We start from the raw sequence: 25,407 nt of genomic DNA on the forward strand, positions 1-25,407 counted from the left end.
CATGGGAACGATCGAACTCGTTGAAATCGCGGGCATCGTCCTCGTCGCCCTGCTCGCCCTGTTGGCCGGCGGCGTGTGGATCGGCATTTCGCTGCTGATCTGCGGCTTTATCGCCATGCTTTTCGTGCCGGGCATCCCGGTCGGCGCGGTGCTGGCCACCAATTCATGGAGCGGCGGCGCTTCCTGGTCGCTCGCCGCACTGCCGCTTTTCGTCTGGATGGGGGAAATCCTGTTCCGCACGCGGCTTTCGGAAGAGATGTTCCGCGGCCTCTCGCCCTGGCTCGGCTGGCTGCCGGGCCGGCTCATGCATGTCAACGTGCTGGGCTGCGGCCTGTTCGGCTCGATTTCCGGGTCGTCCGCCGCCACCACGGCGATGATCGCCAAGATCGCTTTGCCGGAATTGAAGAAGCGCGGCTATGACGAAATGGTCAGCCTCGGCTCCCTTGCCGGCGCCGGCACGCTCGGCATTCTCATTCCGCCGTCGATCACCATGGTCGTCTATGCGGTGGCCGCCAACGTCTCGATCATCCAGATATTCCTCGCCGGCTTCCTGCCGAGCCTTATCGTCATGGTGCTCTATTCCGGCTACATCATCGTCTGGTCGATGCTGAATCCCGACAAGCAGCCGCCGGCCCCGCCGAAGATGAGCCTCAGGGAAAAGTTCAAGGAAAGCATGAACCTGATTCCGGTCATGCTGCTGATCGTTCTTGTTTTTGCGACTTTGCTGCTCGGCTGGGCGACGGCGACGGAATGCGCCGCCTGGGGCGTGCTCGGCTCTCTCGCCATCGCCGCCTGGTCCCGCACGCTCACCTGGAAATCCTTCTGGGATAGCGTCATGGGCGCCACAAGGCTCACCTGCATGATCATGCTGATCCTGACCGGCGCCGGCTTCATGTCGATCGCCATGGGTTATACCGGCATTCCGAACGCGCTCGCCGCCTGGGTCGACAGCTTCAATCTGAGCCCCTACGCCCTGATCGCCGTGCTGACGGTGATGTATATCCTGCTCGGCACCGCGCTCGACGGTCTCTCCATGATCGTGCTGACCACGGTCGTGGTGCTGCCGATGATCCAGCAGGCCGGTTTCGATCTCATCTGGTTCGGCATCTTCCTGGTGCTGATCGTCGAGATGGCGGAAGTCTCGCCGCCGGTCGGTTTCAATCTCTTCGTCCTGCAGACGATGAGCGGCCGCGACAGCCTGACGGTCGCGAAAGCCTCGCTGCCGTTCTTCTTCCTGCTTGTGGCGACCGTCGCCATCATCACGGTCTTCCCGGAAATCGTGATGGTCCTGCCGAAAATGGCATTCCCGGGTTAACCAGAGAAAGAAAAGGGAACTGATAATGAGGAAATTGCTCTCCACCCTCGTTCGCGCGGGGCTTGTCCGTGCCGGCGTGGCCGGCGCGGCCTTGCTGGCCGCCACCGGCGCCTGGGCTCAGACCGCCTGGGTCCTGCCGTCCGCCTATCCGCCGGCGAATTATCACGTCGAAAACCTGATGCAGTTCGCCAAGGAGGTCGAGACGGCATCCGGCGGCAAGCTGAAGATCACCGTTCATCCGAGCGCCTCGCTCTTCAAGGCGCCGGATATCAAGCGCGCCGTCCAGACCAGCCAGGCCCAGGCCGGCGAAGTGCTGATCTCGCTGCACGAGAACGAAAACCCGGTTTTCGGCATCGACGTCGTGCCCTTCCTGGCGACGAGCTTCGACCAGTCGAAGAAACTTTATGCCGCCTCCAAACCGGCGATGGAAAAGGCGCTCGACGCCCAGGGCCTGAAGCTTCTCTATGCGACGCCATGGCCGCCGCAGGGCATCTTCACCAAGAAGGACGTCGGCAGCGTCGCCGACCTGAAGGGCCTCAAGTGGCGCGCCTATAACGTCGGCACCGCACGCATCGCCGATCTCGTCGGCGCCCAGCCGGTCACCGTCCAGGCGGCCGAATTGCCGCAGGCGCTCGCGACCGGCGTCGTCGACGGCCTGATGACGTCGAGCGCCACCGGCGTCGATTCGAAGATCTGGGAATCGCTCACGCATTACTACGACACCCAGGCTTGGATCCCGAAAAACGTCGTCTTTGTCAACAAGGCCGCCTTCGCTGCGCTCGATCCGGCGGTTCAGAAGGCCGTCACCGATGCCGCCGCCGCTGCAGAGACTCGCGGCTGGGCGCTCGGCGCCGAAAAGACCAGTGCCTACATGGACACGCTCAAGAAGAACGGCATGAAGGTTCTCGAACCGAGCGCCGATCTCAAGAAGGGCCTTGCCGATGTCGGCGCCAAGCTGACGGAAGACTGGTCGAAAAAGGCCGGTGCCGATGGCGCCGCCATTCTGGACGCCTACAAGAAGATGTGATTTGAGAAGCGTCGCGGCCAGTCGGTCGCGGCGCACTCGTTCCCGGGAGGAGAAATCATGTCATCGGAGAAGAATGAATTCGGCCCGATCGTGTCCTCCGGCCACCTGGCCACGGGCGCCCTGCCGGCCCTGTCCGAGATCGAATTCGGTCTCATCATGCTGAACCATGCCTTCAGCCGCTGGATGGTGCGCTGCATGGCGGCTGCCGGCGTGCCGGACCTGTCGGCGATCGATATCCTCGTGCTGCACAATATCAACAGCCGCAACAAGCCGAAGACACTGGCCGACATTGCGCTCGTTCTCAACATCGAGGACACGCACGTGGTCACCTACGCGCTGAAGAAGCTGGAGCGCCTGAAGCTCATCAAGTCCGGCCGGCGCGGCAAGGAAAAGCTGGTCATGGTCACCCCGGCCGGTGCCGAGGCCTGCATGAAATACGCGGCCGTGCGCGAGGCGCTGCTCGTCAAATCGGTGTTGGCCACCGAGGTGTCGGGCGAGACGCTGTCGGCAATGGCATCCCGCCTGCGGGCGCTTTCCGGCCACTACGACCAGGCTGCGCGTGCGGCTGCCTCGCTTTAGGAAAACAGCACCGAAGGTGCGAAACAATTCTAGGAAAGCAGCGCGTCCATCAGCGGATGGGCCGGGTCTTCCATGCCGTCGAGCACGTTGAAATGGTGCCGGTCCGGCTCCTCGATGACTTCGGTTTCGGCGCCCAGGCCTTTCCAGATATTGGCCAGCAGCGCGTTCTGGCGGATGAATTCCGCACGTTCGCCGGCACCCACCCAGCAGGTCACCCGTGCATTCGGCATCGGTTCCAGAAGGGCAGGGCTTTCGCGATGGGCCTCCTCCCGGTCTATCCGCTGCTTCTCGTTCATCTTCGTTGCGAGCAGGGGCCTGAGATCATGAACGCCGGAGAGCGAGACGACATTGGCGATGCGGCTGCGCACCCCGTCCGATAGCGGTGAGGTCGCGCAGATCATCCGCGTCACCAGATGGCCGCCGGCGGAGTGCCCGATCAGCCGGATCGGTCCAGGGACTTTCCTGGCCGCAGCCTCGATCGCCTTGCCGATCTCCAGGGTGATTTCGGAAATTCGGTTTTCCGGTGCCAGCGTATACATCGGCATGGCGACCGCATGACCGCGCTCCACGGCGCCCCGCGCGTAATGCGACCAATAACTGTTGTCGAGCCCGATCCAGAAGCCGCCATGCACGAAGACAACAAGGCCTTTCGGCGTGCTTTCCGGCATGAAGAGGTCGAAGCGGTTGCGAGGCTTCTCCCCGTAGACAAGCCCTAGCTTCGCGCGACCCGCGGCGCCCAGCGTCTCGCGAAAATGCCGCGCCGGCTCCACCCATGCGGCCGGCCAGCGATCGCCCTGAGGAATGTTGATGCCGTTGGCATAGGCATTGTCCCAGTCGCTGATCCGATGGCGCATCGTTCTTGTTTCCCTCGACGCATGCATGATTGCAGGCGCATACTGTCATCGCCGCCGCCCGCAGGAAAGTCGCATGCGCTCGAAAATGGCCTGCGGAGAAAATTATTACAAACTTAAAATTTCTCTCTTGCAACCGAGGGGAAGCAGTGCTTTTCTGGACGAAAGGCAAAAAGCCGCATCGATAAAAAAAGACCTGGGAACATGACAATGCTGGGACCGTCAGGCCATCAGGATACGTTTGCCCGCGACAATCTTCCGCCCTTCGATCAGTGGCCGGAGATCAAGCTGGACAGCTTCCAATACCCGGAATGGATGAATGCGGCGGTCGAGTTGACCGATCGCATGGTCGAAAAGGGTTTTGGCGATTACACCGCGTTGATCGGCAACGGCCGCCGCCGCACCTACAAGGAACTCGCCGACTGGACGAACCGCATCGCTCGGGCGCTGACCGAGGATTACGGCCTGAAGCCCGGCAACCGCGTGCTGATCCGCTCCGCCAACAACCCGGCCATGGTCGCCTGCTGGCTGGCGGCGACGAAGGCGGGCGCCGTCGTCGTCAACACCATGCCGATGCTGCGCTCCGGCGAACTCGCCAAGATCATCGACAAGGCCGAGATCTCCATGGCGCTTTGCGATACGCGCCTGATGGACGAATTGGTCGCCTGCGCCAAGGAAAGCGCATTCCTCAAGCAGGTCATCGGCTTCGACGGCACCGCCAACCACGACGCCGAGCTTGACCGGGCTGCGCTCAACAAGCCTGTGCGCTACGAGGCGGTGAAGACCGGCCGTGACGACGTTGCCCTGCTCGGCTTCACCTCGGGTTCGACCGGCATTCCCAAGGCCACCATGCATTTCCATCGCGATATCCTGATCATCGCAGATGCCTATGCCAAGGAAGTGCTGGACGTGACGCCGGACGACATCTTCGTCGGTTCGCCGCCGCTGGCCTTCACCTTCGGCCTCGGCGGTCTCGCCGTCTTCCCGCTGCGTTTCGGCGCCGCCGCGACGCTTCTCGAACAGGCCACACCGCCGAAGATGATCGAGATCATCGAGACCTACAAGGCGACGATCAGCTTCACCGCGCCGACCGCCTATCGCGCCATGCTGGCGGCCATGGATGCCGGCGCGGACCTCTCCTCGCTCCGCATTGCCGTTTCCGCCGGCGAGACTTTGCCCGGCCCCGTCTTCGAGGAATGGGTGAAAAAGACCGGCAAGCCGATCCTCGACGGCATCGGCGCCACCGAAATGCTGCATATCTTCATCTCCAACCGGCTCGGCGATTCCAGACCCGCCTGCACAGGCAAGCCGCTGACCGGCTACGAGGCGATTATCGTCGACGACGAGATGAACCCGGTAAAGCCCGGCACGATCGGCCGGCTGGCGGTCAAGGGCCCGATCGGCTGCCGTTATCTCGCCGACGAGCGCCAGAAGGACTATGTGAAGAACGGCTGGAACCTGACGGGCGACAGCTTCGTCGAGGACGAGGACGGCTATTTCCACTTCGCCGCCCGCTCCGACGACATGATCATCTCCGCCGGTTACAACATTGCCGGCCCGGAAGTCGAAGCCGCTCTTCTGAAACACGAGGCCGTGCTGGAATGTGCCGTGATCGGCGCGCCGGATGACGGCCGCGGCACGATCGTGCAAGCGCATGTGGTTCTGGCCAAGGGATTCGAGGCGAGCGAGTTGCTTGTCAAGATTCTCCAGGATCACGTGAAGAGCATCATCGCGCCCTACAAATACCCGCGCTCGATCGTCTTCACCGAAGCCCTGCCGAAAACCGAATCCGGCAAGATCCAGCGCTTCCGGCTGAAGCAGAAGCTGTCCGCGTAACCATACCTGATTTTGGGTAAACTCCGCGGCACAAGCGGAGTGGAAGTTTCCGCGCAAATGTGGAAGACAGAAAAGACGGAAGCGGGCGGGAGACGTCGGCTGAAGGTCATGGGAACACAACAACAAACGGGAGTTCGTCACATGAAGAAAATGCTTGCTGCTGCCTCGCTGGCGCTGAGCCTCAGCGCCTCCGGCCTCGCATTCGCCGAGCCGCTGAAGATCGGCATGATCACCACGCTTTCGGGCGGCGGCGCCGGCCTCGGCATCGATACGCGCGACGGCTTCATGTTGGCGATCAAGAACGCCGGCAACAAGGATATCACCGTCGTCACCGAAGACGATGCGCAGAAGCCGGAACTCGCCGTGCAGATCGCCGACAAGATGATCCAGTCCGACAAGGTGGATATCCTGACCGGCATCGTCTGGTCGAACCTTTTGATGGCGGTCGCCCCGAGCGCGGTTGCCCAGGGCAAGTTCTACGTCTCGACCAACGCCGCGCCCGCAGCGCTTGCCGGCGCCAACTGCAACAAGCTTTATTTCAACGCGGCCTACCAGAACGACAACCTTCATGAAGCCATGGGCGAATATGCCAACAAGGGCTACAAGAAGATGTTCATCCTCGCCCCGAACTATCCGGCCGGCAAGGATTCGCTGACCGGCTTCAAGCGCTATTACAAGGGCCAGCTCGCCGCCGAGGTCTATACCCAGGTCGGCCAGACGGACTACGCCGCCGAAATCGCCCAGATGCGCGCGTCCGGCGCCGACGGCATCTTCGTCTTCCTGCCCGGCGGCATGGGTATCGCCTTCATGAAGCAGTTTGCCCAGTCGGGCGTAAAGATCCCGGTCATGGGTCCGGGTTTCTCCTTCAGCCAGGACGTTCTGCCGGCCATCGGCGACGCGGCTCTCGGCGCCAAGGCTTCCGGCCAATGGGCTCCGGACTTCGACAATGCCGCGAGCAAGAAGTTCCTGGCGGATTTCCAGAAAGAATATAACCGTCTGCCGTCGATCTACGCGGTCCAGGCCTATGACGCCGCCCAGCTCATTCTCGCCGCCGCTTCCAAGGCCAGCGTCAAGGATGCGGCCGCTTTCGGCACCGAGCTGAAGAAGGCCGACATCCAGTCGCCGCGCGGAAAATTCAAGTTCAACACCAATCAGCATCCGATCCAGGACATCTATCTGACGGAAGTGGTGAAGAACAACGGCGTGCTGACCAACAAGACGGTCGAAAAGATCTTCGCCGACCACGGCGATGCCTACGCCAAAGACTGCAAGCTCTAAGGTCGCCACGTGACCATTGCACTTGCTCTGGAGCAGTTGCTGAACGGCCTGCAGCTCGGCGTCATGTTGTTCCTGATGGCCGCCGGGCTGACGCTGATCTTCGGCGTCATGGGCCTCATCAACCTTGCTCACGGCTCGCTCTACATGGTCGGCGCATTCGCCTGCGCCACCGTGGCGGCCTGGACCGGCTCCTTCTGGATCGGTCTGGTCGCGAGCCTCGTTGCGGCCGCGGCGGCCGGCGCGATCGTCGAACTCGTCGTCATCCGCAGGCTCTACGATCGTGATCACCTCGATCAGGTTCTCGCCACCTTCGCGCTGATCCTGATGTTTTCCGAAGGCACCCGCTGGCTCTTCGGCTCGTTCCCGCTCTATCTCGATATCCCGCCGCTCCTGCAGGGGGCCGTCGGCCTTCCCGGCGGCACGGAATATCCCGTCTACCGGCTGGCGATCATTGCCGCCGGCGCGCTCGTGGCGTTCGGCCTCTACATGCTGATCTCCCGCACCCGTCTCGGCATGCGCATCCGCGCCGGCGAGAGCGACCGCGAAATGATCGGCGCACTCGGCGTCGATATCCGCACGCTTTATACGGTCGTCTTCGCGCTCGGTGCGGCCCTTGCCGGTTTTGCCGGTGCCATGGTCGGCGCCATCCAGTCGGTGCAGGTCGGCATGGGCGAGCCGGTGCTCATCCTCGCCTTCGTGGTCATCGTCATCGGCGGCATCGGCTCGATCAAGGGCGCGCTTCTCGGTGCGCTGCTGGTCGGCGTCACCGATACGATGGGACGGTTCCTGTTGCCGAAGCTTATGCTCCTCTTTGTGCCGCCTGCTCAAGCCGGCATGATCGGCGGCGCGATCGCTTCGATGCTGATCTATATCGTCATGGCGGTCATTCTCGCGGTCAAGCCGCGCGGCCTCTTCCCGCCGGCGCATGCGTGAGGTCATCATGTTGACCCGCGAAAACCTCGTCAATCTCATTCTGGCCCTGGGCCTGCTGGCGGTGCCGCTCGCCGCCAATGCGCTCGGTCAGCCGTTCTACATCACGCTCGCCACCCGCGTGGCGATCCTCGCGCTCGCCGCGACCGGCCTCAATCTTGCGCTCGGCGTCGGTGGCCTCGTTTCCTTCGGCCACGCCGCCTTCTTCGGCATCGGCGGATATGTGGCAGGCATTGTGGCTGCCCATAACTTCTCCGGCGATCCGCTGCTGTTCGGCTTTTCCGGCACCAACCAGATGTGGATCATCTGGATCGTCGCCGTGGCACTTGCCGGCCTTGTCGGCCTCGCCATCGGCGTGATCAGCCTGCGCACCTCGGGCGTCTATTTCATCATGATCACGCTCGCGTTCGCGCAGATGGTTTATTACTTCGCGGTTTCCTGGCCTGCTTATGGCGGTGAGGACGGGCTCTCCATCCTCGTCCGCAACCAGTTCCCCGGCGTGATGACCATGGTGCCGCTGAACTATTTTCTTATCTGCTACATCATCCTGCTGCTCGGCATCGCCCTCTTTGCGATACTCCGGGCCTCGCGTTTCGGTGCCGCGCTTCAGGCGGCGCGACAGAACGAGGTGCGAGTCGCGACCGTCGGCATCCAGCCCTATCGCATCCGCCTGACCGGCTTCGTGCTCTCGGCAATGATCACAGGTCTCGCCGGCGCGCTGTTTGCCGATCTCAATCGCTTCGTCAGTCCCTCCATGCTCTCCTGGCACATGTCCGGCGAACTGATCGTGCTGATCATCCTCGGCGGCACCGGCCGGCTGTTCGGCCCGCTGGCGGGCGCAGCGCTTTACGTCGCCTTCGAATATGCGCTGGGCGGAGTGACAGAACGCTGGCAGTTCTTCCTCGGTCTCATCCTGTTGCTGGTTGTTCTTTTTGCCCGCGGCGGCCTGCTGGGTGTTCTCGCCGGAAAGGCGCGACATGGATAAAGTCATGGTTGAGCCGGTTCTCCAGATCTCCAATCTCGTCAAGAATTTCGGCGCTCTGCGGGCAACCGACGGCGTTACGCTCGATCTCCGCCCCGGCGAAATCCACGCGCTGATCGGCCCGAACGGCGCCGGCAAGTCGACGCTCATCCACCAGATCTGCGGCACGCTCAGACAGGATTCCGGTTCGATACGGTTCGCCGGCCAGGATGTCGGCGCCCTGACGGTGGCAGAGCGCGCAAGGCTCGGCCTCGGCCGCACCTTCCAGGTCTCTTCGATCGCGCCGGAATTTTCCGCGCTCCGCAACGTCATGCTGGCCGTGCAGGCGAAGGAAGGGTCGAGCTTCCGGTTCTTCAAGCCGGTCATGCGCGACAAGAGCCTGATCGATACGGCCATGGCCATGCTGGAGCGCGTCGGCCTGACCGCTCGCGCCCGCGTCCCCGCCGCCGAACTCTCCCACGGCGAACGCCGCCAGCTGGAAATCGCCATGGCGCTCGCCCTGCGATCCAGGACATTCCTGCTCGATGAGCCGATGGCCGGCATGGGGCCGGAGGGTTCGAAGTCGCTCACCCGCTTCCTTGACGGGCTCCGCAGGGAGGCTCCGATCTTGTTGGTCGAACACGATATGGATGCCGTCTTCGCGCTCGCCGATCGCATTTCCGTGCTCGTCTACGGCCGTATCATTGCGACGGGACCGGTGGAGGAAATCCGTCGCGATCCGGCTGTGCGCACCGCCTATCTCGGAGACCATGCCTGATGCTGCTCGACGTCTCCGGAATTCTGGCATTTTACGGCGCAAGCCAGGCCCTCTTCGGCGTCGATCTCGAAGTCGCCGAAGGCGAGGCCGTGGCGCTCATGGGCCGCAACGGCATGGGCAAGACCACGACCATCCGCGCCATCTGCAACTTGAACCCGCCGCGCGCCGGCGCGGTCAGGATCGGCGGCGTCGATACCAGAGGCAAACGGCCGCATCACGTCGCAAAACTCGGCATCGGCCTCGTGCCGGAGGGCCGCCGCTGCTTCCCGAACCTCACGGTGCAAGAAAATCTCGTAGCCGCCGCCCGGCCCGGTCAGTGGACATTGGAGCGCGTCAACGCTCTTTTCCCGCGCCTCCAGGAACGGCACGCCCAGATGGCGCGCTCGCTCTCGGGCGGCGAACAGCAGATGCTGGCGATCGGCCGGGCGCTGATGACCAATCCACGTCTTCTCATCCTCGACGAGGCGACAGAAGGCCTAGCCCCTGTCATCCGCCAGGACATCTGGAAGGCGATCCGGCAGTTGAAGGCCGAAGGACTTTCGATTCTAGTGGTGGACAAGACGCTTTCGGAGCTTTTGCCGGTTGCGGACCGCTGTGTCATTCTGGAAAACGGAAAAAGCGCCTGGAGCGGCAAACCTGCCGATCTGACGACCGAACTGCAGGATCGATATCTCGGGGTGTAAGGTATGGAAGCGGCGAGCGCTGATCTGGAACTGATCGTTCATGGCCCGCACGGCAAGAACAAGCCGGAGACGCGGCTTTGGCTGCGCATGTTGTCCACCACCAAACTCATCACCACGGAAATCCGCCGGCGCCTGCGCAACGAGTTCCGTGCGACGCTGCCACAATTCGACCTTATGGCGCAGCTCTATCGCGAGAAGGAAGGCCTGCGGCTCGGCGAGCTTTCCAAGCGCACCATGGTCACCAATGGCAATGTCACCGGCCTCGTCGAACGGCTGGAGGCGGACGGCCATGTGCAGCGCATCACACCGGAAGGCGATCGCCGCGTCACCGTCGCGGTCCTGACGCCGGAGGGCATCGCGCTCTTCGAACGCATGGCGGCGGCCCATGAAGGCTGGCTGCGCGATATCATGGCGGATGTCGATCCGGCGATGATCGCGTCCCTGTGGTCTGAGATCGGCGCGGTGAAGGCTTCCGCCAGCAACCATCTTTCCGGCAGCGCCTTCGAATAGTAAGACCCGGTCAGGGCAAAGGTTCGAGGTTGAAAGATGGCAGACCTGCAGGCGATCGTCGACGAGATCTACGAAAAGCTGACGCCGCGGCTCGGCGAGGGCAAGGTCGCCGACTATATCCCGCAGCTCGCCCATGTGGACCCGAAGAAATTCGGCATCGCCGTGATCGGCGTCGACGGCCAGGTCTGCAAGGCCGGCGACGCGGACGTGCCCTTTTCCATCCAGAGCGTCTCGAAAGTCTTCACCCTGACGCTGGCGCTCGGCAAACACGGCGAAACCACCTGGAACCGGGTCGGCCGCGAGCCGTCGGGCTCGGCCTTCAACTCGATCGTCCAGCTGGAGCACGAGGAAGGCAAGCCGCGCAATCCTTTCATCAACGCCGGGGCGATTGCCATCAGCGATCTGGTCCTGGCCGGCCATACGCCGCGCGAGGCGATCGGCGAGATCGTCCGCTTCGTGCGTTATCTGGCCGATGACGAAACCATCGCGATCGATCCGGACGTGGCGAAATCGGAACAGGCGACGGGTTTCCGCAATTTCGCGCTCGCCAATTTCATGCGGTCTTTCAACAAGCTCACTCATCCGGTCGAGCATGTGCTTGGGGTCTATTTCCATCACTGCGCGCTGGCGATGACCTGCACCCAGCTCGCCAAGTCCGGACTTTTTCTCGCCGCATCCGGACGCAATCCGCTAACCGGTCACACGGTCGTTTCGAAACAGCGGGCGCGGCGCATCAATGCGCTGATGCTCACCTGTGGCCATTACGATGGATCGGGCGATTTCGCCTACCGTGTCGGCCTGCCCGGCAAGAGCGGCGTTGGCGGCGGGATCATGGCGGTGGCGCCGGGCAAGGCTTCAGTTGCCGTGTGGTCGCCGGGGCTCAACCATAACGGCAATTCGCTGCTGGGGTCGTTGGCACTTGAGATGCTGGCCACCAGAACCGGCTGGTCGGTGTTCGGGCAATAAAAAAGCCCGACGGGGAGCCGGGCCTCTGAGTTTGACGGCAGCGTTCTGATCAATCCTCGCTGGCTGCCATTTGCGAGAGCACGTTGCCGCGTCCGCGGAAGCGCAGGATGAGCGGCAGGATGAGGGCGATTGCGGCGAGCGCCAGAAGCACGGCAGCGATCGGCGACTGGACGAGCGTCGTGACGTCGCCCTGGCTGATGGCGAGCGCGCGGCGAAGCTGCTGTTCCGCCAACGGCCCGAGGATCAGGCCGACGATGACCGGCGCGATCGGGTAGTCGAAGACGCGCATGACATAGGCGACGAGGCCGAAGACCAGCAGCATGCCGAGTTCGAAGACCGACGGGTTGGCGCCGATCGTGCCGAGGGTGGCAAACACCAGGATGCCCGCATAGAGCCACGGCTTCGGAATGGTGAGCAGCTTCACCCAGAGGCCGACGAGTGGCAGGTTGAGCACCAGCAGCATCAGGTTGGCGATCAAAAGCGAGGCGATCAGGCCCCAGACGAGCTGTGGATTGGTCGCAAACAGCAACGGCCCGGGCTGCAGGCCGTATTGCTGGAAGCCGGCGAGCATGATCGCCGCGGTCGCCGACGTCGGCAGGCCGAGGGTCAGCAGCGGTACCAGCGTGCCGGCGGCCGATGCGTTGTTCGCCGCTTCCGGTCCGGCCACGCCTTCGATCGCGCCGTTGCCGAACTCTTCCGGATGCTTGGTGAGCCGCTTTTCCGTCGCGTAGGACAGGAAGGTGCCGATTTCCGCTCCGCCGGCGGGCATAGCGCCGATCGGGAAACCGATCACCGTGCCGCGCAGCCAGGCCTTCCAGGAGCGCGCCCAGTCGCTGGCCGTCATCCAGACGGAACCGCGGATCGCCTCGACCTTGTCCGGCGCCTGTTCGCCCTGCGCGGCGATGAACAGCGTTTCGCCGATCGCAAACATGGCGACCGCCATGGTCGTCACCTCGATGCCGTCGAGCAGGTCCGGAACGCCGAAGGAAAGCCGGTTCTGGCCGGTCAGCTGGTCGATGCCGACGAGCGATAGCGACAGGCCGATGAAGAGAGAGGTGAGGCCGCGCAGCGCCGAGTTGCCGAAGGCGGACGAGACGGTGATGAAGGCGAGCACCATCAGCGCGAAATATTCGCGCGGCCCGAAGACCAGCGCCAGCTTGACGATGTAGGGAGCGACGAAGGCAAGCGCCAGCGTCGCGATCAGGCCGGCGACGAACGAACCGATCGCCGCCGTCGCGAGCGCCGGGCCGCCGCGGCCGGCGCGGGCCATCTTGTTGCCCTCGAGCGCGGTCACGATCGACGAGCTTTCGCCCGGCGTGTTGAGGAGAATCGAGGTCGTCGAACCGCCATACATGCCGCCGTAGTAGATGCCGGCGAACATGATCAGTGAGCCGGTCGCGTCGAGTTGGTAGGTGACGGGCAGAAGCAGCGCCACCGTCGTGGCTGGACCGATGCCGGGCAGCACGCCGACCATGGTGCCGAGCGTCACGCCGATCAGCGCATAGATGAGGTTCATCGGCAACATCGCCGACGCCAGACCCTGAAGAAGGAATTCGAATGTGCTCATGATCTTACTCTTCGAAAGGTCCGGTCACTGGATCAGGTGCTCGAGCGGGCCTGCGGGCAGCGAAAGCTGCAGCACGACGGCGAACAACCAGTAGATGGCAAGACAGATGACGATGCCGGCCGGGATGCTGATCCAGATCCTGCGGGCGCCGAAACCGGCTGCCGCGAGGCCGAAAAGCACGCCGGTGGCGATCGAGAAGCCGAGCAGGCGGATGAGGACCATCTGCGCGATCAGGCCCGCGACCACCCAGGCGACCGGGCCGATTTCCTGCTTCTCCCGCTTCGGAAAATCGCGGCGGAAGGCGGCGAACACGGTCCAGATGGCAAGGCCGACGAGACAGAAGGCGATCCAGTCCGGAACCGTGGCCGGACCGACCTGGCTGTAGCCGCCCATGTCGCGCAGCCGCGAGACGTCGAAGAAGATGACGCCCGCCATGACGACGAGCACGGCGGCAATAACAAGCGCCGCCCAATCCGGGCGGCGCTGTTCGGCGGTCGTTTTGTTGTTGTCGAGGCTCATTTGACCAGACCGATGTCCTTCAGGATGCTTTCGGTCGCGGCTATGTCCTTGGCGAGCTGCGCTTCGAATGCCGGACCGGAGAGATAGGTGTCGATCCAGCCCTTGGTCTTCAGGCTGTCCTGCCAGGTCTTGGACTTGGCAAGCTTCTCGATGTCCGCGGCGATCGCCTTCTTCTGATCGTCGGAGAGGCCCGGCGCTGCGGCGACCATACGCCAGTTCTGGATCACGACATCGAGGCCGGATTCCTTCAGCGTCGGAGCGTTGATGCCTTCGATCTTCTTGTCGGACGAGATGGCGAGCAGGCGCAGCGCGCCGGCCTTGATCTGGCCTTCGAATTCGCCGTAGGACGAGATGCCGGCTGTGACCTGGCCGCCGAGGATGGCGGCGAGCGCTTCACCGCCGCCGGAGAATGCGATGTAGTTGACCTTGGTCGGATCGACGCCGGCAGCCTTGGCGATCAGGCCGGCCGTGATATGGTCCGTACCGCCGGCCGAGCCGCCGCCCCAGGAGACCGAACCCGGATTTGCCTTCAGCTTGGCGGTCAGGTCGGCTACCGACTTGATGTCGGAAGACGCAGGAACGACGATGACTTCGTATTCGCCGGTGAGGCGGGCGATCGGGGTGACGTCCTTGAGGGTCACCGGGGACTTGTTCGTCAGGATCGCGCCGACCATGACGTAACCGCCGACCAGCAGCTGGTTCGGATTGCCCTTCTGCTGGCTGGCGAACTGGGCGATGCCGATCGTGCCGCCGGCGCCGGGAACGTTCATCACCTGCACCTTGTTGGAGATCTTCTCCGTCTGCAGGGCGGTCTGCATCGTGCGGGCGGTCTGGTCCCAGCCGCCGCCGGGCGCAGCGGGCGCCATGATGGAATAGTCGGCCGCAGCGGCCGGAAGAGCGATTGCACCCGCAAGAATGGAAGCGAGGAAGAAGTGTTTCAAGGGTATGTCCTCCGTTGGCGTCTGGATCCGACGCGAAAGTTTCTTTGGCTGTGCGACAGGAAAGACGAGCCCGGCGAGAACCGCCTGCTCCGAACCCTCCCATCCTCTCGGGTCCCCGCCTCCAAACGGGGGCCGAATGCGCCTAAGCCAGCATAAGAAGCTGACATTTACCTGACATCTCTCGCGCTCAATGGATTTGGCAAGGGTCGGATGCCATGAAAATGCCTGAATTGCGCAACGCTCGCGCCCCTATTGAAGCCGCAGCACTTCGTTCCAGCGGGAAATCAGCCTCGCCCGCTTCACCTGGTCGAGATAGACCATCAGGCCGAGGCTGACGGGAACCGGCTTCAGCTGCCCGCCAAGCATCTCGCGCAGCGTCGTCGCGGTGTTGCTGCCGGCGACTTCCGGGCTGACCGCCGGGATCTGCAGCTCGCGGGCCATGATGGTCTGGCCTTCCTTCGACATGAAGAATTCGAGGTAGCGCTTGCCGAGATCCGGCGCGGCTGCGGCCTGCGGCACCAGGCCGATGCGCGACATGACAACCGTATAGTCCTTCGGCAGCACGATGCCCACATCCGGATGACGCGAAGCCCAGTCGGCGGCGTAGGAACCGAGAATATTGTAGCCGAGCAGGAATCGTCCGTCTGCCACGCGTTCCAGGATGCCCTGGCTGGTCGAGTAGAGCTTCACGCCCGCGGCACCCATCGCCCGGATCACCGACCAGATATCGCCGAACTGCTCCTGGTCGCGCGCCATGAACAGGAAGCCGACGCCCGAGCGTTCGATGTCGTAGGTGCCGATCCGACCGTAGACCGCATCGCCCCGCTTCTGCAGGAATTCGACCAGTTCTGCCCGGGTCGAAGGCGGCGGGGAATCCTTGAAGCTCGGCTTGTGATAGACGAACACCGCCGGCTCGAAGGTCAGCGCATAGGCGGTATTGCGCCAGTTTGCCCAGCCTGGCCATTGTCCGCTCATCGACAGGTCGCTGCGCTGGGCGTAACCGTCGTTGGCAAGTTTCACCTGCAGGTCCATGGCCGAGGAAAAGGCGAAGTCTGCCGTCTTGTTGCCGGCATCGGTTTCCCTGACGATCCGGTCGTAAATCTCCCCTGTGAGCATATCTTCGTAACGTACCGCCACGTCCGGGTTGGCGGTCTGGAAGCCGGCGATCATCGGCTTGGCGAGCGGTTCGTCGAGTGAGGAATAGACGGTCAGCATCGGGGCGTCGTCGCGCCCGGAAAGCGCCCGAAACAGCGTCGTATCCGCTGTGGCGAGGCTAGGCGGAAGGGCAAAACAGAGGAATGAGAAAAGCAGCCTTTTCATGGTTCCACCATGCCCCAGAGCGGCAGTCGCGACAAGTCGGGAGGCAAGGGCGTCACCTTGCCGCCACAGGGTTCGAAATGCCGATTTTAGAGGCTTGCTTTCCGATATCGGTTCACTACCTGTGGGCGGTCTTTCCGCGCCGGAAGTCCGGCGTTCCCGTCCGTCAACAAAGGTCTCGCCCATGTCGCTCACCCTTTACGATATCACGGTGCCGGTCTTCATCCGCGCTTTCGGCAACCTCACGGAAATCCTGAAGAAGGGCGAAGCTTTCGCCGACGAGAAGGGCATCGCCCACAAGGAACTGCTGGAAACCCGGCTGGTCCACGACATGTATCCGCTGACTTCCCAGGTCCAGCGTGCCAGCGACACGGCGAAATTCGTGCCGGTTCGCGTCGGCCAGATCGAAAACATCCCGATGGCCGACGAGGAGGTCACCTTCGCCGACCTGCATGCCCGCATCGAAAAGACCGTGGCCTTCCTGCAGGGCGTCGATCCGGCCAGCATGGCCGACCGCGAAGAGGCCGAAGTGATCATCAAGACCCGCAGCGGCGAGACGAAGTTCACCGGCCGCAACTACGTCCTCGGTTTCGCGCTGCCGAACTTCTATTTCCACGTCACCACGGCCTACGCGATCCTGCGTCACAAGGGCGTTCCGATCGGCAAGATGGATTACATTGGCCGTTCGCAATAACCGTCGAAGTAACCACGACATCACCACATCCGTGACATCCCCGCTCCCGCGTTTATAATCATCTGCGGAAGCGGGGAGATTTCGTGCGTATTCTTCTGGTCGAGGACAATCAGGCGCTGGCCGAGGGGCTGACGACCATCCTGCGCGGTAGCGGCTACGCCGTCGATGCTGTCATGGACGGCGCCTCCGCCGAGGCGGTCGTCGCGGCCGAGACCTACGACCTCGTCATCCTCGACCTGAACCTGCCGGAAATGGACGGGCTCGACGTGCTGCGCGCCATGCGGGCGCGGGCCAACAAGGCGGCGGTGATGATCCTGACGGCCCGCGGTACGCCCGAGGAACGGGTGAAGGGGCTCGATCTCGGCGCCGACGACTACATGATCAAGCCCTTCGACATTTCCGAATTCGAGGCCCGTATCCGCGTGCTGCTGCGCCGTCAGGCGGGCCTCAGAAGCTCGATCGTCAATTACGGCGGCGTCACCTTCGACCTGACCTCGCGGACCTTTTCCAGTCAGGGCGTGCCGCTCGATATCCCGGCCCGCGAGGTGGCGCTCCTCGAACTGCTCTTCCTGCGCGCCGGCAAGGTGGTTTCGAAAGAGGCGATCGTCGGTTCTCTGACCGGCTTCGATGACGATCTCTCCGCCAACGCCATCGAGCAATATGTGAGCCGGCTTCGCCGCCGCCTCGGCGCGCATGGACTGACGGTCAGGACCGCGCGCGGCATCGGTTATTATCTCGAAACCGTCGCGCCCGCGCCATGACCTCGTCCCTGGTACCGGTCGTGACGCCGTCCGTCTCCTATTCGCTGCGCCGCCGGCTGCTCGCATGGCTGCTCGCCTCGACGGCCGTCATCGGCACCGTTGCCATGATCGATACCTGGGGCGAGGCGGTGGATACCGCAAACGAGGTTTCGGACCGGGTGCTTGCCGGTTCGGCTCTTGCGATCGCCGAACGGGTGATCGTCGCCGAAGACGGCTCGCTCGAAGTCGATATCCCGTATGTGGCGCTGGAAATGCTGACGTCCGCCGCGCAGGATCGCGTCTTCTACCGCGTCGACGGGCCGCCGGGAAAATTCATTACCGGCTATCAGAACCTCCCCTCCATTCCGCGCCGGGAAGGCCAGGCCGCCGCCTTCGAGAATTCCACCTTCCGGGGTGAGCCGATCCGCGTTGCGGCGCTCGCCCGGTCCGCTTCGACAGGCATCAATTCGGTGCCGTTCACGGTCACGGTGGCGGAAACCACGATCGCCCGCCAGCAGCTGACGCGAACCATCCTGATCCGTTCGGCGTTGCGCCTGCTGTTCATGATCGTCGGCGCCGCCGTCATCGTCTGGGTCGCCGTCACCTTGTCGCTCCGGCCGCTCTATCGCTTCAGCGAAGCGATCGCCGAACGCAGCCCGGACGACCTCCACCCGATCAGCGAGCGCGTGCCGAACGAGGTCCAGGGCCTTGTCGACACGGTGAATTCCTTCATGGTGCGGCTTGAAAACGCCCTGGAGGCGCTAAGGCATTTCACCGGCAATGCCAGCCATCAGCTCCGCACGCCGCTTGCCATCATCCGGACGCAGCTGACGCTTGCCGACCGCGCGACCGGGCTGGATGAGGTGAAGGATGCGGCCCGCAAGGCGGACGAGGCGGTCGCGGATGCCGAACGAATCCTCGCCCAGCTCCTGCTGATGGCGAAGATCGACGCAGCCGCGCGCTCCGCCTCGATGCGGCGGATCGACCTGACGGCGCTGGCCCAGCAGGCGACTGCCGACCACATACCGCTGGCTGCCGATGCCGGCATCGACCTCGGTTTCGAGGGGGAGAACGAGGTCTTCGTGGAGGTCGAGCCCTTGCTGGTCGGCGAACTCCTGAAGAACCTGATCGGCAACGCCCTGCTTTATGCCGGCAGCGGCGCGGAGGTCACCGTTCGTGTCGGACAGGAGGGCGCGCGTGCGGTTCTGGAGGTCGAGGACGACGGGCCGGGCATCCCGCTGGAAAAACGCGCATCGGTGCTGAAACGCTTCGAGCGCGGCGACCGGACCGACAAATCCGGCACTGGCCTGGGCCTGCCGATCGTCGAGGAGATCGCCCGTCTGCATGGAGCGGAGATGACGCTCGGGGATGGTCGCGGGGGCCGCGGTTTGAAGGTCGAGATCAGATTTCCGGTAGCTGGCTAAACACGAGGGTGTCGCAGTCGTTCTTCCCTTGCGGGGGAGATGCCGGCAGGCAGAGGGAGGTGGTCCCCATATTCCATAGCCCGTCGAATTCCCTGCACCACTGCCCTCTGTCATCTCCGATGACATCTCGCCCGCAAGAGGGGAGAACGGCCGCCGCGATGCCCCTATTCCTGATGCACCTTCATGCCGCCGATCCAGGTGCTCTTCATGCCGAGATCATCGCTCAGCAGCACGAAATCCGCATCGAACCCCGCCTTCAACGCACCCTTCCGCCCGTCGAGCCAGGCCGCTTCGGCCGGATAGGTGGATGCCATCCGCAACGATTCCTCGACGGGCAGGCCGAGTGCCCGATGTGCGAACCGCACAGACGAGATCATGTCGATGTCGGCGCCTGCAAGCGTGCCGTCGGCGAGCGTCAGGCGCCCGTCCTGACGCAGGATCTCGCGGCCATTCAGCGTAAAGCTCTTCATGTCCGTGCCGATGGTCGACATGGCGTCGGTGACGATGAAGATCTTTCCCGGACCCTTCTTGGCGCGCAGAGCCACGCCCATCGCCGCCGGATGTACATGGATGCCGTCGGAAATGATCCCCACGTAAAGCGAGCCGATGTCGAGTGCGGCTCCGACGACGCCCGGCTGGCGGTGGCCAAGCGGGCTCATGGCGTTGAAGAGATGCGTCACGGTGCGGGTGCCCGCTTCGGCATAATCCTTCGCGGTTTCGTAAGCCGTGTCGGTATGGCCGAGGCTGACCATGAAGCCCGCTTGCGAAAGGCGCGTCACCTGGTCCGCCGTCACGTTTTCGGGTGCGATCGTGATCATCATCGCGCCGAAGACGCCCTTGCAGGAGAGCATCAGCTCGATGTCCTTCTCCTGCATCGGCCGGATCAGCTGCGGGTCGTGCGCGCCCTTGCGGGCGATCGAGAGATGCGGGCCTTCGAGATGCAGCCCCAGAAAACCGGGAACGCCTTCGGCCTTCGCCCGTTTGCCGGTCTCGACGGTCTTCGAGGTGATCTCATAGGTATCGGTGATCAGCGTCGGCAGCAGCGCCGTCGTACCGAACTTGGCATGGGCGGCGCAGATCTGCCTCAATCCCTCGACGGTCGGCTCCTCGTTGAGCAGCACGCCGCCGCCGCCATTCACCTGCAGGTCGATGAAACCGGGTACGATCATGCCGCCGCCGGCATCGATGGTTTCGATGCCGGAGGGTAGGCTGGCCGCGGGCCGCAGGGCTTCGATCCTGCCGTCGGCGAGGATCAGCGCCGATTCCTGGTGCCAAAAGGTGCCGTCGAAGATCCGGGCGCCGGTGATAGCCTTCCTGCTCATAGCGTTTCGGTCACCTTCTTGAGTGCGACGGGCGCGTCGGGATTGAAACCCTTGGAGCGCGACCAGGCTTCGACGAAACCATAGAAGGGCAGGATCAGCGTCAGCGCATCGGTGATCGGATGGCCGGTCGCCACGAAGGGAAGCCTGCGGGCCTCCTTGACGTTGTCGGACGTGGCAAAGGCGAGTGCGCCCTTGGCCGCAAGATCGTCGGCGATCTCCACGGCCGAGGCCTCGCCGGCGTCGCGCGCCGCGAAGGTCACCACCGGAAACCGCTTTTCGACCAGCGCGACCGGGCCGTGCAAGACTTCCGCGGCGGAGTAAGCCTCGGCATGCATGTTGGAGGTTTCCTTGAATTTCAGCGCCGCTTCGCTGGCGATCGAAAGAGCCGGCCCGCGGCCGAGCATGTAGAGCGATTCCGCATCGCCCAGTTCGTTGGCAAGCTCGCTCCAGTCGAGCTTGACCGCCTTTTCGAAATGCTCCGGCAGGCCGCGCACGGCCGCCTTCAGGCCGTCGTCATCGACCCATTCGGAAAGCAGGGCAAGGCCGGCGACGATCGAGTTGACGAAGGATTTCGTGGCCGCGACGGCGAGTTCCGGACCTGCGTTGATATCGATCGCATATGCGGAGGCCGAGGCGATCGGTGAAGGCAGCGTATTGGTGAGCGCGATCGTCAGCGCGCCGGATTTGGTCGCGGCATCCGCCATGGCGACGATATCGGGGCTCTTGCCGGATTGGGAAATCGCGATTGCGGCACCGCCGTCGAGCTTCAGCGTCGCACCATAGATCGAGGCGAGCGACGGACCGAGCGACGCGACCGGCCGGCCGGCCGTCAGTTCCACAGCATATTTGATGAAGGTCGCCGCATGATCGGAGGAGCCGCGTGCAATGGTGATCAGGAACGCCGGGTCCTTCTCGCGCAGGGCGCGGCCGGCGGCGGCGAGCTGCGCGGCGGAACCGTCGAGCAGCCGTGCCGCCGCTTCCGGTATCTCGTCGATCTCCTTGCGCATGTTCGTCATGTTGGTCAGCATTTCTTCATCCTCGAAGGTCAGTTTTCGCCGAGCGAGAGCTCGGCCACGAAATCATAGGCGTCGCCGCGATAGAGCGAGCGGGTCACTTCCACCACGCGGCCGGATGCCAGGTAGGAGACGCGCTCGATCGAAAGCCCGGCAGAACCGACCGGCACGGCCAAGAGGCCGGCATCCGGGCTCTTCATATTGCAGGCGGATATCCGCTGTATGGCGCGCACCGGCCGGGCATTCTTTTTTTCGAGTTCCGCATAAAGGGAGCCGGTGACGGCTGCCGGATCGGGCAGGAATTCGGCCGAAATGCTGGCATGCTCGATCGCCAGCGGCAGATCGTTGCCGAGACGCAGGCGCCCGAGCCGCGCCACGCGCGCGCCGGGCGCAAGTCCCAGCATCATCATCTCCTCCGGCGAGGGATGGAACAGCCCGCGCTCCAGCCATTCCGATCGCGTCACCAGCCCGCGTCGGGCCATGTCCTCGGTAAACGAGGTAAGCTTCGTCAGCGGCTGCTCGACCCGCGACATCGGTTTCACGACGAATGTGCCGGAGCCGTGCTTGCGGGTCAGCAGCCCGTCCCGGACGAGGTCGTCCACCGCCTTGCGGACGGTCACGCGACTGACATTGGCATAGTCGGCGAGATCGCGTTCGGCCGGCAGGGCATCGCCATGCTCCAGCTTGCCGGACCGGATCGCGTCTTCGAGGCTCTGGCGCAACTTGACATAAAGCGGTCCGCTGCCGGCGGATTGCAGGCCCTCGAGCGGCAGGATGGCGGCAAGCGTCTGGTTCATGCGCCGATTTTCACCTCTCCGCCATGGGCTTTGACGGCCAGCGCGACGGCGCCGGTCAGTGCATCCGCCAGCGGCTCGGAAAGTCGTGCGCGATGCCGCTCGGCGAGATAACCCGGGTAAAGCGGCGCCAGTCCCCCGAGCAGACAGAGCCTGCCTTTGCCCTTGGTGATGCCGTTGACCGCGTCGAGCGCCTCGTCGATCCCGGCCGCTCCGATCCTGAGGATGCGGATCGCCGCTTCGTCGCCCTGTTGTGCGAACTCGAACACTTTTGGAGTATGCCGCCCGAAATCCCCGGGTTTGGCAAGCCGCGCGAAATCGACGATCGCCTCCGGATTGCCGCCGAATTCAGCGAGGATCGCCCTTGAAAGCCCGGTCATCGGATGGATGTTGTCGTAGGCGAGCAGGCTTTCCTGCAGCGCCAGATGTCCGAGCCGCGCGCCCGAGCCCAGATCGCTGACCTGGAAACCCCAGCCGGCGACCGAATGAAGCTCGCCTTCGTGCCGGGCGATATAGACCGTGCCGGTGCCGACGATGCCGATCGCGCCGTCCTCGTCGCCGATCGCGCCCTGCAGCGCGATCACGCCGTCGGAGACGATGTCCGACTGCCTGAACGGCAGCCGCGCCTTCACGTAGCTCACCGCGTCGCCGACATTGTTTCCGGCAAGCCCCAGGACGGCGGCGGCGGCGGTAAGGTCGGGCTCGATTCCCGCTTCCTCGAAGGCGAGGCGGGCAGCCTCCGCAATATGTCTCAGCGCGTTGTCGGGATCGGTGAGGATATTCGAGGCGCCGCTCCTGCCGCGGCCGAGTATGGTGCCGTTTCCGTCAGCCAATGCCGCCCGGCAGCTCGTTCCGCCGCCGTCTATTCCAATAAAATAACCCGTCATCGAGACCTCCAGAACCGATAATACCAAAAAGGTACCAATAACCAAGCTGGATTTCGAAAATTTAAGACGGTGGACTTTATATCATTGAATAATATAGATTTATTTCCGTTAAATTTGCGAAAATTATCGATCCGTTCATAAAAGTTAATTTTCCTTCTGGACAATTGGTATTTTTTTGGCATCATTTTTGGATAAGGGAGAACAGCGGATGAGCAGCAGTGCCACCGAAGCGCGACATGGGAAGGCGAAAGGGCTGGATCGGCTCGCGCCCGTGGAGATCCTTGCTCTTCTCGCGTCAGGGCAGCAGGATGCGGCAAAGGCTGTCGACCACGCCGTGCCGGCCATTGCCAGGGCCGCCGATCTCGTCGCGGCGACGCTCAGGTCCGGCGGCCGGCTGGTCTATGCCGGCGCTGGCAGCGCGGGTCTCGTCGCCGCAGCCGATGCGATGGAATTGCCGGGCACCTACGGCATCGCGCCCGAACGGATAGCCATTCTGTTCGCGGGTTCCCTTTCGAAGGTTGCCGATCTGCCCGGCGGCCCGGAAGACGATGCGTCGCTCGGCAAACGGGACGCCGGCATCGTCGATGCGGCCGATTGCGTCATCTGTGTCTCCGCCAGCGGCTCGACGCCTTATACCGTGGCGATCGCGGAGGTGGCGAAACGGCGCGGTGCAAGGCTCGTGGCGATCGCCAACAATGCCGGCGCGAAATTGTTCGAGGGCGCCGATGCGGCGATCCTCCTCGAAACCCCGCCGGAAGTCGTTGCCGGTTCCACCCGCATGGGTGCCGCGACGGCCCAGAAGATTGCCTTCAACATGCTTTCGACGCTCGCGGCGATCAAACTCGGCCATGTCCATGACGGCCATATGGTCGACCTGCGCGCCGACAACGAAAAGCTGCGCGCCCGCGCCGCCCGCATGGTGGCCGAGATCGCCGGCATCGGTTTCGACGAGGCGCGCGCCTGGTTCGGCACCGCGGACGGTTCGGTAAAGGTCGCCGTCCTGCTTGCGGCGGGTGCGGCCGACGCGGATGCGGCGCGCGCCCTGCTGGCGCGCTCCGGCGATGTCCTGCGCGGCGCAATCGGCGAGCTGCAGGCAGCCAAGAGTTCCATGAAGCGCGCCTGAAGGCGCAGAAGAAGAGGGAGAACGTCATGACCCGCATATTGAAAGGCATGCTTTTCGCCACGACGGTGCTTGCGCCGGCGGGCCTTGTCGCCACGGAAGCGGCCGCGCAGACCGCCAATCTGACGATCGAGAGCTGGCGCAACGACGACCTGCCGATCTGGCAGCAGAAGATCATTCCGGCCTTCGAAGCCAAGAACCCCGGCATCAAGGTGACCTTCGCGCCGATGGCCCCGACCGAATACAACTCGGCCGTCAACGCCAAGCTCGAAGCTGGCACCGCGGGCGATCTCATCACCTGCCGTCCGTTCGACCTGTCGCTCGCCATGTTCCAGAAAGGCCAGCTTGCCGCGCTGACCGACCTCTCCGGCATGTCGAACTTCTCCGACACGGCGAAGTCCGCCTGGACCACCGACGACGGCAAGACGACGTTCTGCGTGCCGATGGCGTCGGTCATCCATGGCTTCATCTACAACAAGAAGGCTTTCCAGGAAGCCGGCGTGCAGGTGCCGAAGACCGAGGACGAGTTCTTCGCGGTGCTGGAAAAGTTCAAGAAGGGCGGCACCTATATCCCGATGGCCATGGGCACCAAAGACCAGTGGGAAGCCGCGACCATGGGCTATTACAATATCGGCCCGAACTACTGGAAGGGCGAGGAAGGCCGCAAGGCGCTGATCGCCGGCTCCCAGAAGTTGACCGATGCTGCCTGGGTCGAGCCCTACAAGACGCTCGCCAAGTGGAAGCCCTATCTCGGCGACGGCTTCGAAGCCCAGACCTATCCGGACAGCCAGAACCTGTTCACGCTCGGCCGTGCGGCGATCTATCCGGCCGGTTCGTGGGAAATCGCACCGTTCAAGGCGCAGGCGGATTTCGAAATGGGCGCCTTCCCGCCGCCGGTGAAGAAGGCAGGCGACACGTGCTATATTTCCGACCATAACGACATCGGCCTCGGCATGAACGCCAAGGGCAAGAATCCGGAAGCCGCCAAGAAATTTCTCGCCTGGGTCGCTTCGCCGGAATTCGCAGAGCTTTATGCCAATGCCCTGCCGGGCTTCTTCAGCCTCAACTCGACGGCCGTGAAGATGAATGATGCGCTTGCCCAGGAATTCGTCTCCTGGCGCCAGAACTGCAAACCGACCATCCGCCCGAGTGCTGCGATCGTCGGCCGTGGCAAGCCGAACCTCGACCTCGAAATGTGGCGCGTCTCGGCCAATGTCATCAACGGCACGCAAACCCCGGAACAGGCCGCTGCCGAGACCCAGAAGGGTCTCGACAGCTGGTACAAGCCCGCGAAGTAAGCGTCCGTCGTCCAGGACTGCCCCTCACCCTAACCCTCTCCCCGTAAACGGGCGAGG

Annotated in this window: 25 protein-coding genes; 16 read left to right on the forward strand and 9 right to left on the reverse strand. The window is 63.6% G+C overall.

All coding sequences use genetic code 11. The features are described from left to right. The first annotated feature begins 1 nt into the window (after position 1). From DMO26_RS14410 to DMO26_RS14420, 3 genes are read left to right on the forward strand one after another with little or no spacing between them, the layout of a single operon-like run. Positions 2 to 1,315 (forward strand): TRAP transporter large permease, encoded by a 1,314-nt coding sequence (locus DMO26_RS14410; RefSeq protein ID WP_117192850.1) that lies wholly within the window; start codon positions 2 to 4, stop codon positions 1,313 to 1,315. A 25-nt stretch (positions 1,316 to 1,340) separates the two neighbouring features. Continuing rightward, the gene (locus tag DMO26_RS14415) at positions 1,341 to 2,342 is read left to right on the forward strand and encodes a TRAP transporter substrate-binding protein (RefSeq protein ID WP_117192851.1); all 1,002 of its coding nucleotides are present in this window, start codon (positions 1,341 to 1,343) and stop codon (positions 2,340 to 2,342) included. Between the two features lie 57 nt (positions 2,343 to 2,399). After that, positions 2,400 to 2,921 carry a winged helix DNA-binding protein gene (locus tag DMO26_RS14420; protein ID WP_117192852.1) on the forward strand — a complete coding sequence of 174 codons (522 nt, stop codon included), beginning with the start codon at positions 2,400 to 2,402 and terminating at the stop codon, positions 2,919 to 2,921. 29 nt (positions 2,922 to 2,950) lie between these two features. Here the strand turns inward: DMO26_RS14420 and DMO26_RS14425 are convergent, their stop codons facing one another. Further along, complete coding sequence (locus DMO26_RS14425) at positions 2,951 to 3,775, reverse strand: alpha/beta hydrolase (RefSeq protein WP_117192853.1); 825 nt, start codon at positions 3,773 to 3,775, stop codon at positions 2,951 to 2,953. 207 nt (positions 3,776 to 3,982) lie between these two features. On the opposite strand from DMO26_RS14425, the gene DMO26_RS14430 reads away from it, so the two are divergent. The 8 genes from DMO26_RS14430 to DMO26_RS14465 all read left to right on the forward strand — a co-directional run bounded on the left by DMO26_RS14430 (position 3,983) and on the right by DMO26_RS14465 (position 11,714). Then, positions 3,983 to 5,608 (forward strand): AMP-binding protein, encoded by a 1,626-nt coding sequence (locus DMO26_RS14430; RefSeq protein WP_117192854.1) that lies wholly within the window; start codon positions 3,983 to 3,985, stop codon positions 5,606 to 5,608. Between the two features lie 141 nt (positions 5,609 to 5,749). Then, positions 5,750 to 6,886 carry an ABC transporter substrate-binding protein gene (locus DMO26_RS14435; protein ID WP_117192855.1) on the forward strand — a complete coding sequence of 379 codons (1,137 nt, stop codon included), beginning with the start codon at positions 5,750 to 5,752 and terminating at the stop codon, positions 6,884 to 6,886. 9 nt (positions 6,887 to 6,895) lie between these two features. Continuing rightward, the gene (locus tag DMO26_RS14440; RefSeq protein ID WP_117192856.1) at positions 6,896 to 7,819 is read left to right on the forward strand and encodes a branched-chain amino acid ABC transporter permease; all 924 of its coding nucleotides are present in this window, start codon (positions 6,896 to 6,898) and stop codon (positions 7,817 to 7,819) included. Positions 7,820 to 7,826: 7 nt separating this feature from the next. Beyond that, on the forward strand, positions 7,827 to 8,801 hold the full coding sequence (locus DMO26_RS14445; protein ID WP_226951300.1) for a branched-chain amino acid ABC transporter permease: 975 nt from the start codon (positions 7,827 to 7,829) through the stop codon (positions 8,799 to 8,801). Positions 8,802 to 8,805: 4 nt separating this feature from the next. Then, the gene (locus DMO26_RS14450) at positions 8,806 to 9,555 is read left to right on the forward strand and encodes an ABC transporter ATP-binding protein (protein WP_117192858.1); all 750 of its coding nucleotides are present in this window, start codon (positions 8,806 to 8,808) and stop codon (positions 9,553 to 9,555) included. Next, a complete protein-coding gene (locus DMO26_RS14455) occupies positions 9,555 to 10,238 on the forward strand; it encodes an ABC transporter ATP-binding protein (protein WP_117192859.1) in 684 nt (227 codons plus the stop codon). Before DMO26_RS14450 ends, DMO26_RS14455 begins: the two co-directional genes overlap by 1 nt. A gap of 3 nt (positions 10,239 to 10,241) precedes the next feature. Beyond that, positions 10,242 to 10,748 (forward strand): MarR family winged helix-turn-helix transcriptional regulator, encoded by a 507-nt coding sequence (locus DMO26_RS14460; RefSeq protein WP_117192860.1) that lies wholly within the window; start codon positions 10,242 to 10,244, stop codon positions 10,746 to 10,748. Positions 10,749 to 10,784: 36 nt separating this feature from the next. Then, a complete protein-coding gene (locus DMO26_RS14465; protein ID WP_117192861.1) occupies positions 10,785 to 11,714 on the forward strand; it encodes a glutaminase in 930 nt (309 codons plus the stop codon). Between the two features lie 49 nt (positions 11,715 to 11,763). Here the strand turns inward: DMO26_RS14465 and DMO26_RS14470 are convergent, their stop codons facing one another. The 4 genes from DMO26_RS14470 to DMO26_RS14485 form a co-directional block, all read right to left on the reverse strand. Next, positions 11,764 to 13,281 (reverse strand): tripartite tricarboxylate transporter permease, encoded by a 1,518-nt coding sequence (locus DMO26_RS14470; protein WP_117192862.1) that lies wholly within the window; start codon positions 13,279 to 13,281, stop codon positions 11,764 to 11,766. Positions 13,282 to 13,305: 24 nt separating this feature from the next. Next, entirely contained in the window at positions 13,306 to 13,800 is a 495-nt protein-coding gene (locus DMO26_RS14475; protein WP_117192863.1) for a tripartite tricarboxylate transporter TctB family protein, read from the reverse strand. After that, positions 13,797 to 14,741 (reverse strand): Bug family tripartite tricarboxylate transporter substrate binding protein, encoded by a 945-nt coding sequence (locus DMO26_RS14480; RefSeq protein ID WP_117192864.1) that lies wholly within the window; start codon positions 14,739 to 14,741, stop codon positions 13,797 to 13,799. The genes DMO26_RS14475 and DMO26_RS14480 overlap by 4 nt, the downstream gene beginning before the upstream one ends. Before the next feature lie 249 nt (positions 14,742 to 14,990). After that, a complete protein-coding gene (locus DMO26_RS14485; RefSeq protein ID WP_117192865.1) occupies positions 14,991 to 16,061 on the reverse strand; it encodes an ABC transporter substrate-binding protein in 1,071 nt (356 codons plus the stop codon). A 181-nt stretch (positions 16,062 to 16,242) separates the two neighbouring features. Here DMO26_RS14485 and DMO26_RS14490 point away from each other — a divergent pair, with 181 nt between their 5' ends. The 3 genes from DMO26_RS14490 to DMO26_RS14500 all read left to right on the forward strand — a co-directional run bounded on the left by DMO26_RS14490 (position 16,243) and on the right by DMO26_RS14500 (position 18,916). Beyond that, complete coding sequence (locus DMO26_RS14490) at positions 16,243 to 16,752, forward strand: DUF1993 domain-containing protein (protein ID WP_117192866.1); 510 nt, start codon at positions 16,243 to 16,245, stop codon at positions 16,750 to 16,752. An 83-nt stretch (positions 16,753 to 16,835) separates the two neighbouring features. Next, positions 16,836 to 17,513, forward strand: a complete 678-nt coding sequence (locus DMO26_RS14495) for a response regulator (protein WP_117192867.1) — start codon at positions 16,836 to 16,838, stop codon at positions 17,511 to 17,513. After that, positions 17,510 to 18,916 carry a sensor histidine kinase gene (locus DMO26_RS14500; RefSeq protein WP_117192868.1) on the forward strand — a complete coding sequence of 469 codons (1,407 nt, stop codon included), beginning with the start codon at positions 17,510 to 17,512 and terminating at the stop codon, positions 18,914 to 18,916. The genes DMO26_RS14495 and DMO26_RS14500 overlap by 4 nt, the downstream gene beginning before the upstream one ends. A 164-nt stretch (positions 18,917 to 19,080) precedes the next feature. On the opposite strand, the gene nagA is transcribed toward DMO26_RS14500, so the two are convergent. From nagA to DMO26_RS14520, 4 genes are read right to left on the reverse strand one after another with little or no spacing between them, the layout of a single operon-like run. Next, positions 19,081 to 20,238 (reverse strand): N-acetylglucosamine-6-phosphate deacetylase, encoded by a 1,158-nt coding sequence (nagA, locus tag DMO26_RS14505; protein ID WP_117192869.1) that lies wholly within the window; start codon positions 20,236 to 20,238, stop codon positions 19,081 to 19,083. After that, positions 20,235 to 21,266: an SIS domain-containing protein gene (locus DMO26_RS14510; RefSeq protein ID WP_162894900.1), complete on the reverse strand. Its 1,032-nt coding sequence runs from the start codon at positions 21,264 to 21,266 to the stop codon at positions 20,235 to 20,237. The genes nagA and DMO26_RS14510 overlap by 4 nt, the downstream gene beginning before the upstream one ends. A gap of 17 nt (positions 21,267 to 21,283) precedes the next feature. Continuing rightward, the gene (locus DMO26_RS14515) at positions 21,284 to 22,048 is read right to left on the reverse strand and encodes a GntR family transcriptional regulator (RefSeq protein ID WP_117192870.1); all 765 of its coding nucleotides are present in this window, start codon (positions 22,046 to 22,048) and stop codon (positions 21,284 to 21,286) included. Then, positions 22,045 to 22,932: an N-acetylglucosamine kinase gene (locus DMO26_RS14520; RefSeq protein ID WP_117192871.1), complete on the reverse strand. Its 888-nt coding sequence runs from the start codon at positions 22,930 to 22,932 to the stop codon at positions 22,045 to 22,047. Before DMO26_RS14520 ends, DMO26_RS14515 begins: the two co-directional genes overlap by 4 nt. Positions 22,933 to 23,140: 208 nt before the next feature. On the opposite strand from DMO26_RS14520, the gene DMO26_RS14525 reads away from it, so the two are divergent. Both DMO26_RS14525 and DMO26_RS14530 read left to right on the forward strand, forming a co-directional pair. Beyond that, positions 23,141 to 24,055, forward strand: coding sequence for an N-acetylmuramic acid 6-phosphate etherase (locus tag DMO26_RS14525; protein WP_117192872.1), 915 nt, complete (start codon positions 23,141 to 23,143; stop codon positions 24,053 to 24,055). Positions 24,056 to 24,081: 26 nt separating this feature from the next. Then, positions 24,082 to 25,350: an ABC transporter substrate-binding protein gene (locus DMO26_RS14530; protein ID WP_117192873.1), complete on the forward strand. Its 1,269-nt coding sequence runs from the start codon at positions 24,082 to 24,084 to the stop codon at positions 25,348 to 25,350. Positions 25,351 to 25,407: the final 57 nt, after the last annotated feature.

It is taken from the genome of Rhizobium terrae (assembly GCF_003425685.1).
In the GTDB taxonomy this organism is placed as follows: Bacteria; Pseudomonadota; Alphaproteobacteria; order Rhizobiales; family Rhizobiaceae; genus Neorhizobium; species Neorhizobium terrae.